Raw genomic sequence first — 24,237 nt, 5'->3', positions numbered from 1 at the left:
TAATCTTTAAAAAAATCTGCAATTGGTTTAAGGTATAATTCATAAAAATTATTTATGTTAATCATTGCAAAAATAAATAGAAATATATGTTTTATTTTTCTCAATTTTACCCCATCAAAAAATAAACCAAAGCAATATGACAAAAATAACCGTAGCAAAAGGAGATGGAATAGGTCCTGAAATAATGGACGCCACTCTTGAAATTATTTTGGCAGCAGGAGCCAAAATTGACATTGAAGAAATCGAAGTGGGTGAAAAAGTTTACCTGGCAGGCAATACCTCAGGCATTGCCAAAGAATCATGGGACATTATTCGCAGAAATAAGGTGTTTCTAAAAGCCCCTATTACAACACCTCAAGGAGGTGGATATAAGAGTTTAAATGTAACAACCAGAAAATTTTTGGGGCTTTATTCCAATGTTCGTCCTTGTATGAGCTTGCATCCGTTTGTTAGAACCAAACATCCCATCATGGACATTGTGATAGTGAGAGAAAACGAAGAAGACCTTTATGCCGGAATTGAGCATCAGCAAACGGATGAAGTGGTACAATGCTTGAAATTAATCAGCCGTCCGGGCTGCGAAAAAATAGTTCGTTATGCTTTTGAATATGCTAAACAGTATGACAGAAAAAAAGTAACCTGCTTTACCAAAGATAATATCATGAAACAAACCGATGGCTTGTTTCATAAAGTGTTTGATGAAATTGCAAAAGAATATCCTGAGATTGAAAATGAGCATTGGATTGTAGATATAGGTGCAGCAAAAATGGCTGATACACCCGAAGTATTTGATGTAATTGTAATGCCTAATTTATATGGCGATATTTTGTCTGATGTTGCGGCTCAAATTGCAGGTTCGGTGGGTTTGGCAGGTTCGGCAAATATTGGTGAAAAGTGTGCCATGTTTGAAGCCATACATGGTTCAGCACCACGCAGAGCGGGACAAAATTTAGCTAACCCATCAGGTTTATTGCAAGGAGCAGTAATGATGCTCAACCATATTGGACAAACGGAGATTGCAGAAAAGGTTCAAAATGCCTGGCTTAAAACAATTGAAGATGGAACTCATACCTACGATATCTTTAAAGAAGGATTCAGCGTGCAAAAAGTTGGAACAAAAGAATTTGCTCAAGCGGTAATAGCCAATCTCGGAAATAAACCTGCCATGTTAAAAGCTGTTTCGTATGCGAAAAACTCGGCATTAAACTTACCAAAATATAAAAGAAAAAAAGCTGCTAAAAAAGAATTAGTAGGAGTGGATGTGTTTGTAGATTGGAGCGGAACAAATCCTGATGAATTAGCAAAAAGCCTTCATCAACTCGAAACCGATAAAGTAAAACTCTCAATGATAACAAACAGAGGTATAAAGGTTTGGCCCGATGGTTTTGAAGAAACATTTTGCACAGACCATTGGCGCTGCCGGTTTAAACCAACCGAAGGTAACTACATGACTAAAAAAGACATTATTGAATTGTTGGCAAATGCTGTAACTGAAAACCTGGATACCATTAAAACTGAAAACCTGTATGCCTTTGATGGTAAGCCGGCATTTTCATTGGGTCAGGGACAATAAAAAACAAAACACAATGAACATAGAACTCATACAAGGTCAATTCAACGCAAAAGATGCGATTGACATTATCACACAAATGATTCACATAAAAATAAAATTTCACGAAAGTAAAATCAGCAAAAACAGCAGTGAAGAAGATATAAAAATGCGTGAAAAGAAAATCAAACAATTGCAAAAAGATTTGTATGAAGCAAGAAAATATATCGAACAAAAAGACAAGGCAATTAATATCAATGCCGAAATCGAAATTTCAAAAAATGTTTAAAGGAAGAAAACTATTAATTGCAACTAAACACCAAAAAGAAAAGGTAATTGCTCCTTTGTTACAAAAAGGGTTGGGAGTAGAATGCATTGTTCCGGAAAATTTTGACACTGATATTTTAGGAACTTTTACCGGAGAGGTTGAAAGAAAGGATGACCCTGTAACCACCGCAAGAAATAAATGCCTTCTGGCAATGCAATTATATGATTGCGATATGGCAATTGCCAGTGAAGGTTCTTTTGGTCCGCATCCTGCAATGTTCTTTGTTTATGCGGATGATGAAATAATACTTTTCATTGATAAGAAAAACGATTTAGAAATTATTGCAAGAGAATTAAGCACCGATACCAACTTTAATGGTGAAGAAATTAAAACGGAAAAGCAATTAAAAGATTTTGCTAAACGGGCTAAGTTTCCATCACACGGTTTAATAGTCAGAAAAGCAAAAGAAGATTTTACAGAAATAATAAAAGGCATTACTAATTGGGAACAACTAAGCACAACCTTCAATCAGTTTTTAAAAAAGTATAGAGTTGCTTATGTTGAAACGGACATGCGGGCAATGTATAACCCAAGCCGTATGCTGGTAATTGAGAAAGCCCTCCAAAAATTGATTGATAAAATCAAATCCTGTTGCCCGCAATGCAGCACCCCGGGCTTTGGAATAACCGAAGCCAAACCCGGCTTGCCATGCAATCTGTGTGGGTCTCCTACCCGTTCAACCCTCAGCTATATCTATACCTGTCAGAAATGTTCATTCCTAAAAGAAGAAATGTATCCGCATAAAAACATTACCGAAGACCCTACGTATTGTGATTATTGTAATCCTTAAAAGAACAACATGTCATTGATAATTACTGACATTGATGTAGCATCCGAATTTTTAAATAATGAAGATGTTATCGGAATTCCAACTGAAACAGTTTATGGATTAGCAGGGAATATTTATAGCGAAAAAGCGATTAATAAAATTTACGAAATAAAAAAAAGGCCTTTAATTAATCCGCTTATAGTTCATATAAAATCATTGGCTTACCTGGACAAAGTTGCTGTTGATGTTTCAGAAAGTGCATTAAAGCTTGCCAAAACTTTTTGGCCAGGTCCTTTAACATTAGTTTTGAATAAACATCCTTCTGTTCCTGATATAGTAACTGCAGGAAAAAGTACAGTAGCAGTAAGAATTCCGAATCACCCTGTTGCATTATCGCTTTTAGAATCTGTTAATTTTCCACTGGCAGCTCCAAGCGCAAATCCTTTTGGGTGTATTAGCCCTACAAGTGCTAAACATGTTGCCGGATATTTTAAAGATGAACTACAAATTATTTTAGATGGAGGGATTTGTAAAAAAGGTATAGAATCAACCATCATTGGTTTTAATAATAATGAGGTAATCTTGTATCGGCTTGGTTCCATTTCGGTGGAAGAAATAGAAACTGTGGCTGGCAAAGTAAAGATTGTTACTAAAAATGAAACAGAACCAGAAGCTCCCGGAATGCTTTCAAAACATTATGCTCCGGTTACAACTACAATTCTCACCAATGATGTACAAGAACTAATCAAAACATTCTCTGACAAAAAAATCGGATTGCTATTATTTAACCGGGAAATACGGGATAAAAAAATTATTCATCAGGAAGTGCTGTCAAAATCGGGAGATTTAAAAGAAGCAGCAGCAAATTTATATGCTGCTTTACATCGACTGGATAAAAATAATTTAGATATTATTATTGCGGAACGATTTCCTGATACAGGTCTTGGAAGAACTATAAATGACCGATTAGAAAGAGCAACTAAAAGATAGGGCATGAATACACTTATACGCAATGCTTCTGTAGTAAATGAAGGAAAAATATTTGTAGCTGATGTGTTGATTTTAAACGATAGAATTGAAAAAATTGTATCTGAAATTGATATGAAACTAAAAGCTGGTTATCAGGAAATTAATGCCGAAGGGCTGTATTTAATTCCAGGTGTAATTGATGACCAGGTTCATTTCAGGGAACCGGGACTTACTCACAAAGGAGATATTTCATCCGAATCTAAAGCCGCTGTTGCAGGAGGCATTACCTCTTTTATGGATATGCCCAATACCATCCCGAATACGCTTACACTGGAATTGCTGGAAGAAAAATACAGCATCGCTTCGCAAAAATCGCTTGCCAACTATTCTTTTTTTATGGGCATTAATAAAAATAATATAGAAGAAGCATTAAAAACAGATACGGAAAATGTTTGCGGAATTACAGATGACGGACTTTATTTTAATAATGATGAAGGGATTCTGGCTAATTACCCGGACTTCCTTGAAAAACTTTTTTCACGAACAAATACTTTAGTTGCCTTGCATTGTGAAGATGACAATATCATTAAAAGGAATACTGAAATATATTGGAAAAAATATGGTGACAACATACCTTTTAATTGTCACCCTCTGATAAGAAATGAGGAGGCTTGTTTAAGAGCTACTGAAAGAGTATTGTGTATTGCAGGTAAACATAACAATCGTCTCCATCTTCTTCATATCTCAACTTTAGCAGAAGCGAATCTTTTTAATAATAAAATCTCAATCCGGGATAAGCGAATTACAGCAGAAGCATGCGTTCATCATCTCTGGTTTTCTGATAAGGATTATGAAAAAATGGGATCCAAAATAAAATGGAATCCTTCCATTAAAACAGAAGCCGATAAAAATGGACTGCTGCAATCTTTATTAGATAACAAGTTGGATATTATTGCCACAGACCATGCACCACACACAATAGAGGAGAAAGCCGGCAATTATTTTCAGTCCCTCTCCGGATGTCCTTTAGTTCAGCACGCTTTGCCGGTTATGCTTGAACTTTATCATCAAGGGAAAATAAGTATAGAGAAGCTAGTTGAAAAAACAAGTCACCATGTTGCCGAAATTTACCGGATAAAAGAAAGGGGCTATATCAGAGAAGGATATTATGCCGATTTGGTTTTACTTGATATAAATAATCAATGGGAAGTAACTACTCAAAACCTTCTGTATAAATGCAAATGGTCGCCTTTATCAGGACAAATTTTCAAGAGCAGAATCACACACACATTTGTTAACGGAAACTTAGTGTATGAAAATGGAAACATTACAGGTGATATAAAAGGCAAAAGATTAAAATTTGAAAAAATAAGATAAATATGAAAAGAATATTTGTAACAGGTATCGACACTAATGTTGGTAAAACAATTGTTTCGGCTATTCTTACGCAGGCATTAAAGGCAGATTATTGGAAACCTGTGCAGTCGGGTGATTTACAAAATACCGACACTATGAAAGTTAAGAGTTTAGTAAATAATCCTGATACAGTTTACCATCCTGAGATATACAAACTTTCACAACCTTTATCGCCACACGCAGCATCTGAAATTGACAGAGTAACTATTAATTTGGAAGATTTTAATCTTCCGGAAACAGAAAATCATATAATCATTGAAGGTGCCGGAGGCTTGATGGTGCCGCTTAACAACCAATGTTTAATTGCCGATTTGATATCGCATTTGGGCGTTAGCGTTGTTTTAGTTTCAAGAAATTATTTAGGAAGCATCAATCATACATTGCTAACCATTCAGGAATTAAGACGCAGAAATATCCCTGTTCTTGGTATTGTATTTAACGGTGAACATACGCCACAAACAGAAATTTTCATTCAGCAATACTCGCAACTACCTGTGTTGTTTAGGGTTAAAATAGAAAAAACAATAAACAAGCAAACTATCTTGAAATATGCTAATTGTATTAAAATATGAATAATAAATTAATCTGTTGGCGGAATTAAATTTTTAGATGAAGCGTTAAAAGATGTCATGCAGTTGTCTAAGGAAGTGACTAAACCTACTTATTCAACATGCACAACATCAAAACAAATTTCGATAAAATAGTTGAGGTTCTAAAAGATATTTTAGGGGAAGCTGTAAATGAAAAAGGGAACTTTAAAAGGCGTGGAGTAGTGCCAAGATTTTCGGATATAGAAGTAATGGCATTAAGTTTTACTGCGGAATGTTTAAGTATTGATAGTGAGCATTATTTGTTTTCAAAACTTACATCGGAGTATGCAGTTGAATTTGAAAATATCATTGGCAGAAGACAATACAATGACCGCAGAAAGTTTTTATTTGAGAAAACAGAGTAGACGCGAAAGTTAATGGCAGCAAGGCCTAATAAACAAGCTGATGTGTTTGCTATAGATTCAATGCCATTAGAAATTTGCAAACTTAGTAGAGAACAAAGAAATAAAATGGGTAAGGAATCAGTCCATCATTCGCCAGATAAAGGTTACTGTGCATCGCAGAAAAAATATTTTTACGGATACAAATAATTTTAATTTACTCACGTCAGTATTATTTCCAATGGTGTTCGTGAATACTTCGTATTTCAAAATTTTTTGTGTGTGGGGTGTATTCTGCAAAAAGTATCCCGACAAAAAATGGATACCTCTCTTTTTTTAATGGGAGCGAATAAAAGCCGTAAGGTAATTTTCAACAGCTCTTCTAACCGCAGTGGCACTGCTTACATGGTTATTTACCAATACTGAAAATACAATGGGTTTACCGGATGCCGTAGTTACATAACCGCTAATAGCTACATGGTTGCTGAGAGTACCTGTTTTGGCAAATAAATTACCGGAAAATGGTTGGTAATACCCACTTAACGTACCCGCATTGGCGGCGGGTAAAATGGCAGTAATGCGTGGCATACCAAAACTGTTTTTCATTTTCAATAAAACAGCAATCAAATCGGCGGGAGTAATTAAATTATAGCGACTTAATCCGCTGCCATCCACCCATTTGGGTTTTTGGGGTAAGGCAGCAAAATCAGTTTCCAATAACCTGTTAATGATTTTTCTGTCATTCATTTCGCTCAGCAATTCATTGCTCACCATTAATAAACTCTGTTCCGCAAAAAAATTATCGCTTCTGTGCATCATTATTTTCAGCAGTGAATCGGTGGGTTGGGAATAGATGCGTTGCACATCGGGCAGGCGGTTCAGTGTAAAATTACTTTCGGTTACCGGCACATGCAGGGTATCGGTTAACAACTGTGCCAATAAACCGGTTTGAGCCGTAAAAAAAGGCACTTGTACACTGTGCATTTCTCTTCCCGAAGGAATCATTTCAAAGTGATTACTACCCAGGTTTCTTTTAATAGCATAGAAACGAGAACGGATATGATTGGGATTACTGACCTTATCTTGAAAATAAGCAGGTTCTACTTTTCCATAGGTAAACGTAGCCACATTGCCATAAACAGGCATGGCTGAGCGTTCGGCCATATAATCTTCTGAATAATCATCCCATGCCCATCCGGCACCTAAAGCATTGTCTTTCCAATTAGTGGTGGTTATCAAAATATTTTTTTGTTGCTTTAGAAACTGATATACCGGCTGGTTAGCAAAATCAGAAATTAAGAAAGTAGGATCGCCATTGGGTTCTACCTCAATGGTATCATTTCCTTTGTCCACATAACGTAAAGCTGTTAAGCTATCCCCTAAATATTGCATGGCCGCATAACAGGTTAATAATTTCATGTTACTGGCGGGTATAAAATATTTATCAGACTGATATTGAAACAGGTAATTACTGCTATCTGCATCTGCTACACAAATACCCACCTGTGCACCTTTAATGGCAGGGTTCTCTAACAGACTGTCTAATGCATCTGCTTTTTTTGCTACTGTTATATTGTTGATAACAGTAGCAGCATTTGGCGGTGCAGCCTGTATTTTTTTATGTGTGATACAGGAAGTAAAACAAATTACTGCAATAGCAACCGCAAGATAAGATTGAAGCTTTTGGAGCAGTGCATCCATCATTTTCATAATCAAATTTTATAAGCGTTCAGCATAACGTAACCAACGTTCGGGTATTTCATCGGTGCAGGCAATGATATAATCCATTTTACTGCAGGGAATAAATTTACCATCAAAAGTTTGCATCCACCATCTGCCTGTTTTTTTGCTTTGCATGAAAACAGTATCAAATTCTGCAAATGCCAAATGAAAAGAATTAAAATGTTCCTTTTCTTCGAAACGAGCTTCCTGTTTGCTTTTCAGCATACCATCCATCATATACCACAACATGTGTGCAATTTGTTTGGCAGTGAGGTTATGTACATCGTTATCAGCATTATATCCAAAAATACCCATGGCCTGTACGGTATGGCTCATACCGGCAAACTGCATTAATTTACAAGCCTCTTCGCCGGTAAATCCGTTTGGTGTTAAGCGGTTGGCCGGTGCATGTGCATGCTGAATGGCCGAAATATCAAAGCTGAATAAATGCGCATTGCGAATAGAGGGTTCTACTTCTTCCATATTTTCTTTTACCTTGCCCACCCGTACACAATCGAATCTTAATTTATCGATGGTTTGCAACATATTGGGATGCGTTAAATAACTCTGGAACCCGATATGATTGTAGTGTCTTAAATAATTGGGCTCTGAAGTTAACATTTGTATTAAAAAATGATCAGCAGGTGCAGGGCTATCCATATTTAAATCAATCACCGAATCAACACAAACTGCTTCTATAATTTTTTGTGCATCAGCAAAAGCCTGGTACAAAGCCAGTGTTTGATCGTGTGAACCGCCAATTACCATTACTCTTTTTCCTTTAGCCATTAACTCAAGCACTACTGTTTTTAATGCTGCATACGAATCGGATAGAGTAGCGCCTCGTTTTACATTACCGAGGTCGGCAATTTTTATTTCTTTGTGCCAGTAAAACAATTGATAAAATGCTTCGCGAATAGCATCGGTACCTGATGTATGGCTATGAATACCGGCACCACGCATATCATTACAACCCACCAATACCACATCGGCTTCTTCAATATTGGGAAAAGGTGCATCGGCTATATGCATATCAATTTGCCCCCCTATATGCGACTCCAGATACATTTGTTCATTGGCTATTGCATCAATAGGCAGCGGTTCTAAAAATTCAACCGTACTTTCAAAATTCATTCTAAACTATTTTCAACAAACATACATCATTGCGCAATATGTTTTAACCGCATATTAACCAGATTTTACTGAAAGCATGGCTGTAAGGCTTTATTTTTGTTTAGTACCTATGGTTCATTTGTTAAAATATTATTTACTCGTTGGTTTATTGACACTGCCCGGTGTTTCTGTATTTGCACAAAGCAACTTTCAAATTAATACCACCTATACCACAATCGGATTAAAAGAAACACTGCAGGTAAGCTATACTTATGCCGGTTTAGCAGAAATGCAAAATTGGGAAGCACCTGATTTTAAAAATTGGAATATTATTTCGGGGCCCGACTTTCAAACCCAACAGGTATATGCCAACGGAAAGTATCATGCAGAAAGTAATTTTGTATACTTACTACAACCTAAAAAAACCGGTAAATTGGTTGTACCTGCAGCCGGTTTACAGATCAACAACACTACTTTACATTGCAAGCCGCTTGCCATTACGGTACAACAGCAAATACCTGCCGATCATTCGCCACAAGCCGGTGTGCAAATGCCGGGAGGTTTTTTTGAACCCGATGAAGAAGAGGAAACTACCGGTATAGAACGCAATGCCATTTTATTTCCGGGTGAAGATGCAGCGCAAAAAACGAAAGAGAATATTTTTGTTCGGGTAGAAGCCAGTAAAAGCAAATGTGTAGTAGGCGAGCCTATTTTGGTAACCTATACCCTTTATTCCCGGCTACGAACTTCGGCCAAACTCATTCAGCAACCGGCATTTAATGGATGTACGGTGTATGAAATGACCACTCAGGATTTACACTCTGAAAAAAAACAATGGAATGGGAAAATGTACAACACTTTCATAATAAGGAAAGTGCAACTGATACCATTAACCACGGGTACCATTACACTCAATGCAGCCACCGTTCAAAATACAGTAACATTTTATACGTTAAAAAACAACGCCGTTAATGGATCTGTTGACTACAGCGGTTTATGCAGTAATGCACCAATGCAACTAACAGTAATGGCATTGCCCTTGCGTAACAAACCCGAGCATTTTACAGGTGCTATTGGCCATTTTACCATGAATGCCCGTGTGGAAAAAAAGACTGACACGGCGGGTGATGTAAATAGATTAGTGATTGAAATAAAGGGAAATGGCAATTTCTCATCGGTTACAGATCCTGCCATTATTTGGCCTAAAAATATTGCCCATTACTCAATTGCAGAGGAAAGTGAAGTGAATAAATTAGTATATCCTGCTGAGGGTACTAAAACCTTTACCATACCTTTTACCTGTAAACAACAAGGCAATGCCGTTATACCCGCTATTACATACAACTTTTATAATACAGAAACAGGTGATTATCAAACCATTCAAACAGACAGTATTCCCATTCAGGTGGGGCCTGCTTTAAAAAATTTCATCAATCCTGATTTGTATACCCAAGGTAATACCAATCCAACATATATATGGATTATTCCCGGCATTGGACTGATTGTAGCCATTGGGTGGTGGATTGTATATGGCAGGCAAAAGAAAGCCGCAGCCAAACAAGAGCCTGGCCTGGCATCAGCAACACAAATCAATAAAACTACAGCACAAGAAACCGGTATAACAGCAAATACACAGGAGTCGCCAATTGTTCAACCGATTGAAACCAATCATATTTACGAATTACTAACCATACCAGACGATATATCCTTTTTTAAAGCAGTGAAAGCTATGGCATTGGTAGAAGAAGAGCGGGAAACAGATAGCAGCAGAAAAGAGGCATTACAGGAATTAATAGCGGCATGTAACCGGGCATTGTATGCGAAGGTGGCTAATACCAACAGATATGACATTGCAGAGCAGCTAAAAATTTTATTTATTCCTCCGGCGTAAACTTATAACCGGAGCCTCTTACTGAATGAAAGTATTTAGGATTTTTACTATCCTGCTCAAAATATTTCCGGAAGTTTAGTATAAAATTATCAATGGTTCTGGTAGTGGGGTACACATTGTAACCCCAAACCACCTGTAAAATTTTTTCACGGGATACCACTTCCCCTTTGTTTTCAATCAGTAATTTCAACAGCATGGCTTCTTTTTTGCTCAAATCTACTTTTGTGCCATTCCAGGTAATGGCTTCCTGCGCTTTAAAATCAATTTTGTTATTTCCAAAATCATATTGCTCGCCAATGGTTTCTTTTACCTGCAATTTTTTATTCTTTTCAATCAGTTTTTCTATTCGTATTAACAGCTCTTCTAAATTAAAGGGTTTGGTTAAATAATCGTCGGCCCCTTTTTTTAAACCCAGCACCCGGTCGGCTCCTGTATTTTTTGCACTTAACATTAAAATAGGCACTTCGTTATTATTTACCCGAACGGTTTCTGCTATGCTAATGCCATCTACTTCGGGCATCATTACATCTAATATAATTAAATCAAAATACTCATTAGCAATAGCTTTTAGCGCCTCACTTCCGTTATAGGCAGAAGTAACGGTATAGCCTTCTAACTCTAAATTCAGTTTTAAAGCTTCGTGTAAGTTTTCTTCATCATCTGCCAATAAAATACTTGCTTTTCCTGCCATTTCTTCTATATTGATTTGTTATAAACTTTCAACAACAACAATTACGCTTCCAACAAAGGAAATGTTACTTTAAAAATACTGCCATTGGGCAAATTATCCAATACCTGTATGGTAGCGTGGTGTTGTTGTGCAATTTTTTTACACAAGTACAGACCTAACCCGGTACCCTTTGTGCTCCGCACATTTTCATTACCCGTTCTGTAAAATTTTCGGAATATTTTTTTCTTTTCTTCTTCTGCAACACCGGCACCTTCATCTATTATTTCCAATACAACATATTGTGCATGCGCAGATAATTGTAATAAAACAGGTGCTGATTTAGGCGAATACTTCAGCGCATTTTCAATTAAATTATTGATGAGCATTTGTAACAATAACGGTTCACCCATTACGTAGCAATTCTCCTGAATGTGCGCCTGAATAGTGCGACCGGGGAAACGATTGATGGCTTCTTTTACACAAGTATCCGCCAGTGCTGCCATATTCAGCTTTTGATGACTGACTGTGTAAGCCCCGCCTTCTAACTGTGCCATAAATAAAATATTGTTGCAAAGTGTATTTAAACGATTGGTTTCCTGCAGGGTATTGCTCAATAATTTTTCCTGAACAGCGGGTTCCAATTTTCTTTTTTGTAAAGTTTCTAAATTAAGTTGTGCAACGGCAATAGGGGTTTTTAATTCATGCGTAACAGCCATCATAAAATTTTGCTGTTGCTGCGATAGTTTAATCTGGCGGCGTGTGGCGCGGTAAACAAATGCAGCGCCAATCATAATCACCGCTAAAAAGGTAAGCCCCTCTCCTATATATTGTGCGGTTTTGCGTTGTTTTTCCTGTAAAATATTGGCTACATGGTTTAAATAATTGGTATCTGAAGTTTGAATTTCCTGAAGTTTTAGCGAGGTCATTGCATCATTTTGATGATTAAGCGCAATAAACCACCAAAGCAAAGCAGATAAAATATAGAGCAGTAATACCCAATACACGGTACTTACTATAATTAATCTGTGCTTAAAGGTTAGCTTCATGGTGTAAATTTTTCTATCCTGATTCCTGCATTCAACACATGTTGCAGCGGATCTTCCCGCATTAACTGTTGCAGGGTAAATGTATATTGTCCCTTTTTTAATTTAGCAGGTAACGCATTAAAAGCCACACGATGGTCTACAATATCATCCAGTGCTGTACCTAACCAACCCATATTGTTGGCAAGGGTAAATTCTCTGTTGAAGCTATAGGTTGAATCGGGATCATGAACAGTAATATGCAGCCAAATGTTTTTGTAGCGATAGCCATCTTCATGCCTGAACACTACATACAAATTATAGAAGGCATTGGTATCGGTAATATTAAAATGAAAAGAAGGGGTATCGGTACTGCTCCAGGTATGACTTGGAAAAGGAATTGATTTTTCAAATACATTCAGAGTAGTACATGCGGTCATTATCAATACTACCATAACAATAAAGAAGTAGCGATGCTTCATAGGTTGAGGTATATTTTGATGAGAAACAGCCGGCAGCTATTTCTACTTAAATTGAGTTGTATTTAAAAATAACGTTACTTGTTATAAAACGTTCAATACTTGTTCCTTCGCTTTTTCCAATTCATCTTTCATTAATACCACACATTTTTGAATGGCAGCATCATTGGCCTTTGAACCGGTGGTATTGATTTCCCTGCCAAACTCCTGCAATATAAAAGAGAGTTTTTTGCCTTTGCTGCTTTCGTTGGCTTCAATAATAGAACGGAAATAGTTACAATGATTTTGCAACCTAACCTGTTCTTCACTGATATCAATTTTTTCAATATAGTAAATGAGTTCCTGTTCTAACCGGTTTGCATCATAATTATCTTTTCCTACCCATTCTTCCAACAATTTTACAATATTCTCCCTTATTTTTTCGCGACGTAAAGGTTCTAAAGCTGCAATTTGTTTTTGCTGTGCTTCAATATTCTGCAGGCGCAGCAATAAATCTTTTTCAATAGACTTACCTTCCTGTAAACGATGTTGTTTTAATTGTTGCAGGGCGGTGTCCAATATTTTTTTAAAGCTTACCCATTCCTCGTCAGTCATTACTTCGGTAGTATTCACCACCACTTCGGGTAATCTTAAAACAGCCGCCAGCAGGTGATCGGCCTCTGCATTCAGTTCATGTGCTATTTGCACAACTGAGGTATAGTAAGCTTTTAACAAATCGGTATTAATGGTTACGGGTTTTGCACCGCCATTTTGTTTTAGATTGATGATACATTCTATACTTCCTCTTTCCAGCGATTCGCTTAACATACTGCGAATATCGAACTCAAAAGGTTTTAACATGGCAGGCATCTGCAATCGCAAATCGAATTGTTTGCCGTTCAGGGAGCGGAGTTCTACAATAAATGTTTTATCACCAATACTTTGTTCTGTTCTTCCATAACCGGTCATTGAATATAACATAATACCTTTTTAGTGTTTGCAAAGTAAGCAATGTTTAATTGTAATGTATCAATGACTGATGAATTGTTTACCTGATACCGGTAAAAACAGTAGCCAAGCACAGGCATAAAAAAGCCGGGCAGTAGTGTACCCGGCTTAAAAAAAGAATAAGAAAAAATTATTGAATGGTGTAAGTATAATAACCCGCACCGGTTAAGTACAAAATAATTTTATGTGTACCTGCAGTAAGGTTAATGTTATCGCCACCAAGGTCTAAACTACCATCGGCACCGGTATCGCCATAATTTAAGCCCCAATCGTGATTGGCGCGGAACTTAAACTGATCGCCTGCAGTTGCAGTAATGGTACCTGACCAGGTATTGGATCCTGCATCATACGTTAAATTAATATCATTGCTCCAGCCACTGGCACTAAAACTACCAATTACACTCCAAGTAGTTGCTGTAGCTGACCAGGTATTGTTATTAGTATTGGCTACAATATGGTAGTAACCGCCGGCCGGAACACTAAGGTTACCTCCGCTCGGACTTAAGGTGCCTCCGCCACCATCGCCCAATACATTATTCCAATTGGGTGCGGTTGTGAATTTAAACTGATAGGAACCACCGGAAGGAATGTTGATATAACCATCGTAATTACCATCGTTTTTAGGGGAACCGAGGTTAGGCGCTGTTGCCGGATTCCAGCCCTGATAATCGCCGGGAACCCATAGCAAACCAAATTTCTGTGCAGATACTACAGTAAAAGTGCCATGCTGAAAATCGACCGTAATGGTATAAATACCGGTATTGGCCGGGCCGGGAATATTATCGCTTAGGTTGGCTCCAAAACTACCACCGGCGCTTAATCCGGGAACAGTTTTATCGGCTACGGAATATTTATTGCTCCAGTCGCCATTTACAGGCAACAAAAGGTATTCAGCGCCTCCATTCAGATAAAAATTACCCTGATAGGTTACAGAATCGAGCATTTTGAATTGTTGTGCAGGTAATGGTACCGGATTGCTCCATGCCCCTGCTGTGGCACTGCCCACTAAAAAAAGTGTTTTAGAAGCAGGTGGCGTTACTTTGGGTGGAACTTTATATGTTGTAAAGTTAATCGTAACTACATTTGATTTCAGTTGCTCATTGTTATTGGCATAAGAGGAAGTAATTCTAAAATCAATGGGGTATTTGGTGTTGTAAGCAAAGCCAAAGCCCAGCAAAATATTATTCAAATCTTTTGCTGTAAAAGAATAGCTGCGGGTAACATTCACCACACGGGTAACTTCTTTGGCAAAATTTCTGCCGGAAGAGTCGATTTCAACAATAAACTTCACATTAGAAGTATCAACGGAATAATTGGGATTTGTCCAGTTCAGTGTAAGCACTACTTTATCGGAATCGGCCATGGCAGGCGCAATACTAGTAGCTGATGCACTTAATGTTACCACAGTGCCAGGCTTATAAGTAGGCAAGCTTCCCACCTTATCGCAGGCAGTAAAAATTACTGCAAGAAGTAAAGCAAGAAAGCTGAGTTTAAAAATTGGTTTCATATATTTATTTTTTCTTATTATCAATTGTTGTTTAGTAAACCTGTTCAGTAAGTTGAACGTATGTTATTGTTTAACAACTGTATATTTCCCTTTTTGAAAATCAACGGTAATGGTATACGTACCCGGAGCAGTGGGGCCGGGAAAATTATCACTTAAATCATAACCAAAACCACCACCGGTTTCTGTTGGACTTAATGATGCTTTTGTGGCATATTTATGCGACCAGTCACCATTTACCGGTATAAACAAATATTGATTAGCAGATGTAGTATTATCACCTCCACTCATTTGCACCGTAATAGTATATAATGTTGGTGTTACTTGTTTAAACTGCAACTGCGGTGTTGGTACCGGATTGCCCCAGGAATTTAATTTAGGATCGCCACCAATTAAAAATAAATTTCCTGATGCTGGTGGCTGCACTTTAGGAGGAATGGCATAGGGTGTAGCAGTAAATTTCAAAACATTTGAGAGCAAGTTGGTTGCTTTTACTGAGTTGATGGAAGCGGTTACTCTTATTTCAATATTGTGCTGTACGCCAGGGGCAAGTCCCAACTGGTTCAACAAATAATCGTTAAACTGGCTTTGGGTAAATGTGATGCTTAAATCGGGACTAACGGATACTGCTTGACGATTAGGATTGGTAAAATTAGAACCTGTGGTATCTATTTCAATTAAGTAAGATACATTTTGTGAACTAATGCCCGATGTGAACATGTAGTTTGGATTGGTCCAATTTAAGGTAAATGCAGTATTGCCTGCAGTAGCATAACTTAACGGAATGTTACCTGTTACCGATGCAGTTAACACCGGAGCAGTGCCACCCTGAAAGGTATCGATGGCATCATCTTTTTTACAAGATGCAAACAATGCCATGGCTACACCGAAGATGAGGAGTTTGGCAAGTAATGTTTTCATTTGTGTATATTTTAAAATGTTTATTTATAAAGAATCTGCTGTTTTATTTTCAATATTCGCTGTATAAATTTCTTTATTTTAATACAGCTGCCAACATTTTGTGGAAGGCCGGCAGCCTGAAAATTAATAGCCCGGATTTTGCGTTAAGTTGGTATTAGAAGATACATCTGATGAAGGCAATGGATACAGGTTTCTGTAATCGCCTACAGATGTTCCGGTAGGCACGCCACCTTTCCAAGGCCATAAATAGGCTGATGTTGTGAACTTGCCATAGCGAATTAAATCGGTTCTTCTAAATCCTTCCCAATACAATTCACGAGAACGTTCTGCTAAAATAAAATCGAGTGTTAAATCAGCTGTTCCAATATTTCCTGCAGTGCTGCCACCATAAGCACGGGTGCGCAATTGATTGATATAGGTTAATGCCTGTGAAACGCTGCCACCTGTACCCCCACGTAAAACCGCTTCTGCATAAATTAAATACATTTCAGGCAGGCGGAATAAGGGAATATCAACATCGGCAAATGTGGGATTAGAGCCATTATTGCCCGATGTTAATACATTAGGTGTGGTAGGCCTTGTTTTATTGATGAATTTTTGAACGGCATATCCATCGGTAAAAGTGGTGAGTGAATTGATTTCTAAATTCTGACCATTGGTATAAAATTCAGCACGTTGGTCGGCATTGCCGTTGGGGTCAGGAAATAAATTCACTAAACTTTTAGTGGTTCGCATACCGGCCCAGGCCGCATCCAATCCATAATCGCCGGCATTCATGCTGCCGCCTAATGAACCGTGGCAGAGGAATGTTGAACCGCCATAATTTTGTGTTTTTAAGCCATCATAGTTAATGGTAAAAATAAATTCATTGGTATTTAAGTTATTATCTGCACGCATTAACCACCGATAATCGGGCATTAAACTATAGCCTTCATTAATTACTTTAGAAGCATAGGTAATTGCATCAGTATATCGAGCAGTTCCGGTATACACCTGTGCATTCAAATAAATACGTGCTAATAAAGCTTCTGCTGCAGCTTTATCGGCCCTGCCATACTGGTTAGCTTTTGGTGCCGGCAAGCTGGAATCACAGGCTTTCAATTCAGATTCAACATAGTTGAATAAGTCGGCACGTTTAATTTGTTTGGGCAGGAATGAACCAATGGCATCCTTCTCCGTTGCAAATGGTGGATTACCAAATAAATCCATGAGCACACTGTATTGATAAGCTCTTAAAAAACGTGCCTCTGTTCTAAAGCTGCGAATATTATCTGCATTGGTTCCGGTAATGCCCCTGGCCGCCAGATTAGCATCAGAAGCCTGATTGATGAAATTGTTACATAATGTTATTTGATAGAAAGAACGATAATACAAACCTTGCAACATGGGGTTATTGGCAGTCCAGTTCATTAAATGAAAATCTTGTAAACCCGGATCGCCCCAGGCCACAACGGCTTCATCAGTACTTAACTCCTGTGCATTCCAATACAGACGAAAGAAATCGGAAGTACCTTCATCAATTCCCTGAATATCGCCACTACCGGCCGGACCCTGATTTCCGGTTAATGCAAAACTGCCATATACTTTTGCAGCCGCTTCTATATACCCCTGCGCTGTACTAAACACCTGATTGGCGGTTATACCATTGGTGGGGGTTAGATCTAACTTCTTGGTGCAGGATATCATTACTCCTGCTGCCAGTGTAGCCACCATTGTTATTTTAAGCAAATTATTTTTCATATCTTATTTTTTATAATTGTAGCAAATGGAATTTTGATTAAAAATCTAAATTCAGGTTCAATACAAAGGTTCTGGGCCTGATATAGAAATTGTTGTCTATACCGCCGCTAATTTCAGGATCGGTGCCTTTGTAATCGGTAATCACAAACACATTCTGAACACTGGCGCCTAAACGCAAGCCCACTGTATTTTTAAACACTTTCCCGAAATTGTAGCCTATGAAAATATTATCCATTCTTAAGAATGAGGCATTCTGTACATAATAATCAGACAAGTAATAGTTGGTGCCATTGCCAGTAAAGTTGGTATTTAATACATCAGATGAACCATTACTCAAATAACCTAAAGGATTCAAAATATTCTTCATGGTACCGGTGCTGGATGCTACGTTGTTGTATAAGTAGTTACCCAGGTTGGCACGCATAGAAAAACCCCCATTCCATTTTTTGTAATTTAAATTAGTATTAAACCCTAAGAATACACGAGGATCGGCATATTTATAACGGTATAAATCGCTGGCGGTAATAATACCATCTCTGTTTAAATCGGCAAATAAATTTTCAATGGGTTTGCCTGATTTATCATAAATCTGTTTATACACATAAAATGAACCACGCGGATAACCAACTGAGTTAATTAAGATGGTATTTCCGGTTCCGCCTGAAATACCACCGTATAAGTTACCCGGATAATTGGGATCATTAGAAATGGTTAATTTGGTAATTTTATTGGTATTGTAAGTAATATTAAAACCTACATTCCACTCTAAATCTTTGGTACGAACCGGTGTGGCATTAATGGTAAATTCCAAACCTTTGTTTTCCATATCGCCCACATTAGCCACAATTTGGTTAGAGAAATTGGTACCTGCAGGTTGGTTAATCAGGTTTAACAAGTTGGTTGTTTTTCTATAATAATACTCAATGCTACCGGTAATACGATTGTTGAGAAAGCCATAATCTAAAGCAATATTACTGGTGGCGGTTTGCTCCCATTTACGATTGGCATAATAACCACCGGGGCGGAACATTTGGTAATACGTTCCCCCAAAATCGTATTGCGCGGTTGCATTACTTAAACCATAATAAGAAATATAATCGTAGTTACCAATACCATCCTGCTGGCCTGTGATACCATAGCTGGCTCGTAATTTTAAATCAGACAATGCATTTACATTTTTCAGAAAATTTTCCTGATTAATTTTCCACGCAACGGCTACAGATGGGAAATTACCCCAACGGTTATTGGGACTAAAGCGAGAAGAACCATCGCGACGGAAAGTAGCTGTTAATAAATATTTATCGGCATAAGTATAATTCAAACGGCCGAAATAGGAAAGGATGGTATTCTCGGGTTTATCGAACGGATAAGTAGGATCTGAATTAGGTGCTTTTACGCCGTTAGCAGAATAATCGGCATAATAATAATTGGTAGTTAAATAATCGTTGTATTCATAACCACCCATTACGTCAATGCGGCTACGTATTGATTTTAAATCTTTTACATAATTCAAATAAAACTGTAAAAAGGTATTGGAATTGGTTTGTTTGTAGTGGTTTTTCACACCACTATGGTAATTACCATTGCCATCTACAAAGCGTTTGTAGCTGGCGGCAGCACTATCGGGTACATAAATGGTTCCTTCACCCTGAGAAATATCATAACTCAAATTCAATTTAGCATGTAAGTCGGGCAGGAAGTGTACTTTATAATCGAACTGAGCACTACCAATACTTCTTTGCACGGTGCTTTTATCTTCCCGCATCATTAACAAGCCCAATGGGTTACGAGGCGCAAGGCCTTTTAATCCGCTGATGGAAGTAGGATCTAACCACTCTCAATATCCACCAAAACGATTGCTGCCGGAGTATACCGGTTGTGTTGGATCGAAATTAACAGCAGCACCAATAGCACCCTGGTTCGCAAAACGGCTTTGGCTGTAAGTACCTAATACACTTAATTGAATATTTAAATGATTATCAAACAAATGCGGATTTAAGTTTATACTTAAAGATGTTCTTTTTAAGTTATCGGTTTTCAAAATACCATCCTGATTTAAAAAGCCCGCTGAAATTCTGTAGGGCATATTTTTCAAAGAGCCCGACATACTTAGCTCATTATTTTGGCCCAAAGCAGTATGGTATATTTCTTTTTGCCAATCGGTATTGGCATTACCCATTAATGCTTTTTGTGTAGCATTACCATTGGCATTTACGTATGCACGAAACTGTGTAGGAGTTAATACCGGCACTTCTTTAGTGGGCGTATATACCGATAGTTGTGATGTAAAGCTGAATTTAGGTTTACCTTTTGAGCCGGTTTTGGTAGTAATAATGATAACACCATTTGAACCACGGGCCCCATAAATAGCGGTAGCAGAGGCATCTTTCAGCACAGTAAAACTGGCAATATCATCGGGATTAATTAAAGAAAGCGGATTAGCTTGTCCAGAAATTTGGTTATTCGACAAGGGCACACCGTCAATCACAATTAAAGGATCGTTACTGGCATTTAATGAAGCCCCACCGCGTATACGTATGGTACTACCTGCACCGGGCGCACCACCATTCGAAGTAATTTGTACACCGGCTGCTTTACCCATAATTAATTGTTCAGGAGTGGTAATGCTACCTTTGTTAAAATCCTTTGTCGTAAGATTGATGACCGAACCGGTTAAATCTTTTTTACGGCTGGTACCATAACCAATTACTACTACCTCATTTAATGAAGTGCTAATGGCCGATAAACCAATGCTCATTTCACCTGCTTCAACAGGTACCTCACGTGTTGCAAAACCAATGCTTGAAATGGTAAGCGTTTTGGCATCAGCTGGTACTTTTAATTTAAATAAACCATTGGCATCGGTTGCGGTAGCAATCTGCGTGCCTTTTATGGCAACAGTTACACCGGCTAACGGACTACCATCTTTTACATCGGTTACTTTCCCGGTAACCTCCTTGTTTTGGGCTAACGCAGGCACACTAAAAGCAAACAGGGCCAGCGTAACAGCAACAAGCAGTCGTTTTAAATTCATAGTTGTATGTTTTCTGTTTTTTAAGAAGTAAAAAAGTTGATTTATTTCGCTAATAAAAATTGTTGCACTTTTCTTTGTCCGTTTTGTTCCATCACTAAAAAATAAACTCCATTTGGCAAACCTGCACTGCTAAACCCATTGGCATACAAAGAAATTGTTTGCATGCCTTTGGGTTTAAACCCATTCCATATATTGGCCATATATTGCCCGTCTATATTATACACATCTAATCGTACCACACCGCTTGCCGGTACCTGAAACTTCACCATAGCTGCTGCATTAGCAGGATTAGGTGATATCTGCAATTGCATGTTTTCTAACGGATTATTCACCGGTGTTACGGCCGTTACTACAGTATTGTTTACATTCTTATTGGTGTATACATAATATTCACCCGGTTGCAATGTAATGTTATCGGCACCGCCTGATGCGGTAATGGTTTTTGAAGATAAATAACTGTACCAAGTACCCGCAGAAGGGAAGGTAACGGAGGTGGATTGCTGATTTACATCAAAATTACCCACAAATACAACGCTTAATGAATCGCCGGTAACGATTAACTGTTTAAAAGCATTACCTAAATTATAACTGATATTTTTTGGCGCTGTAAATGTTGAACTGTAAACCGGATTGGTTCTTAGTTTAAGCAGTTGGGCATATACATTATACAATGCCAACCGATTGGGGTTGCTGTAATAATCCCAACGCAGCGGTTTAGGATCAGTACGGCATCCACCGGTAGCATCTACAGTTCCATTAGGACAAGTGTTAATACTATAGTCATAACCCAACTCACCAAATTGCCACAACATTTTAGGACCGGGAATCATGGCCCATAAAGCAGTAGCCATAGCATTGCGTTTTAAACCGGTAGCAGTATCTTTTATGGCATAACTACCATTGCTATTACCATATTGTTCATTTTTATACATCAGCCTTTCTTCGTCATGGCTTTCCATATAAGTAATAAGGTTGGGTTGGTTGTAACCCCGATTGGTGTACACACCATAACTTACATCCCAGGAAGGGTTGCTGTAACCCATGGTAGCCTGATTAAAATTGCTGTTTAAATTTCCCCAAATCATCATGCCATAATTGGCTTCTACCTGCTCTTCCGAATTATCTGCAAACATTTCTAATATGCAATAAGCCCCTTGTGAAACAGATTGAATTTTATCATAAATATTTTTCCAAGTGGCTACCCTGGCTGTATCATAATTGCCCCATGCAGCTACATTACAATTGTTGCCAAAAGCATCGCAGGTATTTTTTTGGGTAAAGCCTTTAGCCAAATCCCATCTAAATCCGTCAATTTTATATTTAGTAAGCCAGTAGGTTATGACGCGGTTTCTAAAATCAATGGTAGCCTGACTTTGGTGATTGAACTGATACCCAACATTATATGCATGGGTAGGATACTGATTGAACCATGGATTATTGGCAGCAGGAATATTTTTTACCGGGTCCCAATACATTTGCACCATTGGTGAAGAACCGAATGAATGATTCATTACCATATCCATTATAACAGCAATGCCTTGCTGATGACAGGCATCTATAAATTGTTTCACTGCTGTTTCAGTGCCATACACTTTATCGGGCGCAAAGTAAAAATTAGGGTTGTAGCCCCAACTGCTGTATCCTTCAAAGTTATTGAAGGGCATTACTTCAATGGCATTCACACCGAGGCGTTTTAAATAGCTTAACGTATCCTGTAATCCTTTCCAATTTTGTGTAGCTGTGAAATCGCGAATCAGCAATTCATATATCAGCAAGTTGCGCTTATCAGGGCGGAAGAAATTGGTAACTTGCCAGTTGTAGGCAGGCTTTGCTGTTTGCAATACACTTACAATTGAACCCACTGCATTGGCAGGGAATGGTTTTAAATTAGGGTAAGTAGTTGAGGGTATTTGTGGATCTACATTTTTATCCAATATTTTTTCTGCATTGTAATCGGCCACAGTTAAGCTACCATCTATCTGATACTGATAAGCATATTCTACACCGGGCGTTAAACCGGTTAACCGAATCCAAAAGCGCAGGCTGTCGGGGGTTTCATTCATCTGGTAATTTAAAGAGGGAGCCCAGTTATTAAAATCACCCAGTACAATAATTTTAGTTTTCTTAGGCGCATATAACACCAAAGTAGCAGAAGTATCGCCGGGTTCATAGTTAATACCATCGGTAACACCGGCCGGCAATGGAGCAAAATTGGTTCCGCCGGAAACTAAAAAACTTACTGTATCTCTCGAAAATGCACTTCCGCTATATGCTTCTGCAATCACGGTTTGTGTGCCTGCTACTGCAATAGTGGGTGCTGCAGATAGTTGTGTAACGGCACTATCGTACGCAATGGCAGTACCGTTATAATAAATGGTAAGGCGTGAGGGCTGGCTGGCTTTTGCATTGATATTCAACACATCACCCACATTTTTTGTAACCGGCTCAATGATGGGTATATAAGTAGGTTGTTTTAAGGGTGTATCAATTCTTGCATACAATCCATTATCATACACCGGGATATACATATCCGAACCATCGGCATTGGTTTGTTTAATACTGCCATTGCCATTTCGAAAAAGAATGGCAATTTTTAGAATCTTTTCAGAAGGATTGGTGATATTAAAAAATGATCGTAAACCACCGGTAATGGTATACCGCCACAAATTGGTACCGGCAGCTGGCGCATTGGCAGCAGGGTTGGTGGTGCCCCAGGTAAAGGGTACATATTTCCAGTCTGATGATGATGTGCTTGCAGAAGTAATTACACCAATATGTACATATACATCTGTAGCAGGTGTGTAATTCAATAATCCCTTGTTTCCTTTGGTTGCATCGCAGGTAATGGTAATAGAAGCACTGGTATCCTGAATAAAAGCAGGCGACCATCTTAATAATTGCGCATCGACTGTTATACCTGTTAAAATCAACAAAATAGCAAGTAGAAATCGTTTCATATGGTTCAAGTTGTACTGCAAACGTTTGCAGCAATGTGTTATTTATACACAATGCCATACAAATTTGTGTACTTTTTACACAATAGAAAAATTTTTTTAACTATTTTTTCCGATAAAGTTGAAATAATTGAGGATAAGCAGTAAAAATTGGCCTTTTACAAAATGTAAACAGCAAACGATTGCGCCTTTACATAAATCATACTTGGAACTTGGTGTTTCTTATCTTTAATACCAT

Annotated in this window: 20 protein-coding genes; 8 read left to right on the top strand and 12 right to left on the bottom strand. The window is 38.1% G+C overall.

All coding sequences use genetic code 11. The features are described from left to right. The first annotated feature begins 136 nt into the window (after positions 1 to 136). From AC3QLY_RS05560 to AC3QLY_RS05530, 7 genes are all read left to right on the top strand, one after another. Positions 137 to 1,573: an NADP-dependent isocitrate dehydrogenase gene (locus tag AC3QLY_RS05560; RefSeq protein WP_074420219.1), complete on the top strand. Its 1,437-nt coding sequence runs from the start codon at positions 137 to 139 to the stop codon at positions 1,571 to 1,573. Positions 1,574 to 1,586: 13 nt separating this feature from the next. Further along, positions 1,587 to 1,838 (top strand): hypothetical protein, encoded by a 252-nt coding sequence (locus AC3QLY_RS05555; RefSeq protein ID WP_288072580.1) that lies wholly within the window; start codon positions 1,587 to 1,589, stop codon positions 1,836 to 1,838. Next, complete coding sequence (locus tag AC3QLY_RS05550) at positions 1,831 to 2,667, top strand: DUF6671 family protein (RefSeq protein WP_218331695.1); 837 nt, start codon at positions 1,831 to 1,833, stop codon at positions 2,665 to 2,667. The genes AC3QLY_RS05555 and AC3QLY_RS05550 overlap by 8 nt, the downstream gene beginning before the upstream one ends. 9 nt (positions 2,668 to 2,676) lie before the next feature. After that, complete coding sequence (locus AC3QLY_RS05545) at positions 2,677 to 3,636, top strand: L-threonylcarbamoyladenylate synthase (protein WP_218331703.1); 960 nt, start codon at positions 2,677 to 2,679, stop codon at positions 3,634 to 3,636. A 3-nt stretch (positions 3,637 to 3,639) separates the two neighbouring features. Beyond that, positions 3,640 to 4,992 (top strand): dihydroorotase, encoded by a 1,353-nt coding sequence (locus tag AC3QLY_RS05540; RefSeq protein WP_218331705.1) that lies wholly within the window; start codon positions 3,640 to 3,642, stop codon positions 4,990 to 4,992. Positions 4,993 to 4,994: 2 nt separating this feature from the next. Then, on the top strand, positions 4,995 to 5,603 hold the full coding sequence (bioD, locus tag AC3QLY_RS05535) for a dethiobiotin synthase (RefSeq protein ID WP_218331707.1): 609 nt from the start codon (positions 4,995 to 4,997) through the stop codon (positions 5,601 to 5,603). A gap of 98 nt (positions 5,604 to 5,701) precedes the next feature. Then, the gene (locus AC3QLY_RS05530; protein WP_218331709.1) at positions 5,702 to 5,986 is read left to right on the top strand and encodes a hypothetical protein; all 285 of its coding nucleotides are present in this window, start codon (positions 5,702 to 5,704) and stop codon (positions 5,984 to 5,986) included. A 312-nt stretch (positions 5,987 to 6,298) separates the two neighbouring features. Here the strand turns inward: AC3QLY_RS05530 and AC3QLY_RS05525 are convergent, their stop codons facing one another. After that, on the bottom strand, positions 6,299 to 7,672 hold the full coding sequence (locus AC3QLY_RS05525; RefSeq protein WP_218331711.1) for a D-alanyl-D-alanine carboxypeptidase/D-alanyl-D-alanine-endopeptidase: 1,374 nt from the start codon (positions 7,670 to 7,672) through the stop codon (positions 6,299 to 6,301). Positions 7,673 to 7,681: 9 nt separating this feature from the next. Next, positions 7,682 to 8,818 (bottom strand): formimidoylglutamase, encoded by a 1,137-nt coding sequence (locus AC3QLY_RS05520; RefSeq protein WP_218331713.1) that lies wholly within the window; start codon positions 8,816 to 8,818, stop codon positions 7,682 to 7,684. A gap of 109 nt (positions 8,819 to 8,927) precedes the next feature. Here AC3QLY_RS05520 and AC3QLY_RS05515 point away from each other — a divergent pair, with 109 nt between their 5' ends. After that, positions 8,928 to 10,688: a BatD family protein gene (locus AC3QLY_RS05515; RefSeq protein ID WP_492990887.1), complete on the top strand. Its 1,761-nt coding sequence runs from the start codon at positions 8,928 to 8,930 to the stop codon at positions 10,686 to 10,688. On the opposite strand, the gene AC3QLY_RS05510 is transcribed toward AC3QLY_RS05515, so the two are convergent. From AC3QLY_RS05510 to AC3QLY_RS05465, 10 genes are all read right to left on the bottom strand, one after another. Beyond that, on the bottom strand, positions 10,672 to 11,379 hold the full coding sequence (locus AC3QLY_RS05510; protein WP_218331717.1) for a response regulator transcription factor: 708 nt from the start codon (positions 11,377 to 11,379) through the stop codon (positions 10,672 to 10,674). The two genes, AC3QLY_RS05515 and AC3QLY_RS05510, sit on opposite strands and share 17 nt — an antisense overlap. Before the next feature lie 41 nt (positions 11,380 to 11,420). Continuing rightward, the gene (locus AC3QLY_RS05505; RefSeq protein ID WP_218331719.1) at positions 11,421 to 12,404 is read right to left on the bottom strand and encodes a sensor histidine kinase; all 984 of its coding nucleotides are present in this window, start codon (positions 12,402 to 12,404) and stop codon (positions 11,421 to 11,423) included. Then, entirely contained in the window at positions 12,401 to 12,862 is a 462-nt protein-coding gene (locus AC3QLY_RS05500) for a gliding motility lipoprotein GldH (protein WP_218331721.1), read from the bottom strand. The genes AC3QLY_RS05505 and AC3QLY_RS05500 overlap by 4 nt, the downstream gene beginning before the upstream one ends. A gap of 81 nt (positions 12,863 to 12,943) precedes the next feature. Next, positions 12,944 to 13,819, bottom strand: a complete 876-nt coding sequence (locus AC3QLY_RS05495; RefSeq protein ID WP_068242144.1) for a YicC/YloC family endoribonuclease — start codon at positions 13,817 to 13,819, stop codon at positions 12,944 to 12,946. A 157-nt stretch (positions 13,820 to 13,976) separates the two neighbouring features. Next, positions 13,977 to 15,353 (bottom strand): SusE domain-containing protein, encoded by a 1,377-nt coding sequence (locus tag AC3QLY_RS05490; RefSeq protein ID WP_492990883.1) that lies wholly within the window; start codon positions 15,351 to 15,353, stop codon positions 13,977 to 13,979. Positions 15,354 to 15,416: 63 nt separating this feature from the next. Further along, complete coding sequence (locus AC3QLY_RS05485; protein WP_492990880.1) at positions 15,417 to 16,271, bottom strand: SusE domain-containing protein; 855 nt, start codon at positions 16,269 to 16,271, stop codon at positions 15,417 to 15,419. A gap of 123 nt (positions 16,272 to 16,394) precedes the next feature. Next, positions 16,395 to 18,011, bottom strand: a complete 1,617-nt coding sequence (locus tag AC3QLY_RS05480) for a RagB/SusD family nutrient uptake outer membrane protein (protein ID WP_492990878.1) — start codon at positions 18,009 to 18,011, stop codon at positions 16,395 to 16,397. 37 nt (positions 18,012 to 18,048) lie between these two features. Further along, entirely contained in the window at positions 18,049 to 19,791 is a 1,743-nt protein-coding gene (locus AC3QLY_RS05475; RefSeq protein ID WP_492990876.1) for a SusC/RagA family TonB-linked outer membrane protein, read from the bottom strand. Between the two features lie 57 nt (positions 19,792 to 19,848). After that, a complete protein-coding gene (locus AC3QLY_RS05470) occupies positions 19,849 to 21,045 on the bottom strand; it encodes a TonB-dependent receptor plug domain-containing protein (protein ID WP_492990874.1) in 1,197 nt (398 codons plus the stop codon). Positions 21,046 to 21,086: 41 nt separating this feature from the next. After that, entirely contained in the window at positions 21,087 to 24,002 is a 2,916-nt protein-coding gene (locus tag AC3QLY_RS05465) for an alpha-amylase family glycosyl hydrolase (RefSeq protein ID WP_492990872.1), read from the bottom strand. Positions 24,003 to 24,237 lie beyond the last annotated feature (235 nt).

It is taken from the genome of Hydrotalea sp. GW822-HT8A01, assembly GCF_058798575.1.
The sequence above is the reverse complement of the archived record's forward strand: the minus strand, read 5'-3'. Positions and strand labels throughout refer to the sequence as shown.